Source organism: Streptomyces ardesiacus (assembly GCF_003112575.1).
GTDB lineage: Bacteria > Actinomycetota > Actinomycetes > Streptomycetales > Streptomycetaceae > Streptomyces > Streptomyces ardesiacus.
The window spans coordinates 1-639 of the sequence record NZ_BEWC01000031.1 but is presented as its reverse complement, the minus strand read 5'-3'; the positions used below and the strand labels follow the sequence as shown (position 1 = coordinate 639).

The following is a 639-nucleotide window of genomic DNA, read 5'->3' as shown; positions in this document are numbered from 1 at the left end:
CGTGGGGGCCCTGGGCGGCGGAGTCGGGTGGGATGACGGGTTCGTTGGGTGAGGTTGAGCGGTCGAGGATGGTGCGGGGTGGGTTGAGGCCGTTGGCGTCGTGGGAGGGCCTGGCGCTGTTCGATGCGGTGGTCGGGTCGGCGGGGCCGGCGCTGGTGGTGCCGGCGCGTTTTGATCTGTCCGCGTTGCGGGCCCGGGGTGCCGAGCTGGAGCCGGTCTACCGCGCCCTCGTTCCCCGCACCCGCACCCGCAACCGGACGACCGGCACTCGCTCCCGGGTGCTGACATTGACTTCCGAGGAAGCCCTGCGTCTTGTCCAGATGAAGGCTGCCTCGGTGCTGGGCCACGGTTCGGCCGAGTCCGTGGACGCGACGCGTGCTTTCCAGGAGATGGGATTCGACTCGCTCTCCGCGGTGGAGCTGCGGAATGAGCTGGGCAGTGCGACCGGTCTCGCACTTCCGGCGAGCCTGATCTTCGACTACCCCAATGCCGCCGCGGTGGCCGACCTGCTCGTGGCCGAACTCGCCGGCACGACGCGCCTCGGCATGGACGACCAGGCGGGCCCGGTGACCGGCGCGGCCACGCACGACGACCCGATCGTCATCGTGGGGATGGCGTGCCGGTATCCGGGTGGGGTGT

At 70.9% G+C, this 639-nt stretch carries 1 protein-coding gene; it reads left to right on the top strand.

What is annotated here, in order from left to right; all coding sequences use genetic code 11:
• Positions 1-92: 92 nt before the first annotated feature.
• Positions 93-639: acyl carrier protein (locus tag Sdi02f_RS35515; protein ID WP_245962295.1), on the top strand; the 547-nt coding region annotated here is incomplete at its 3' end.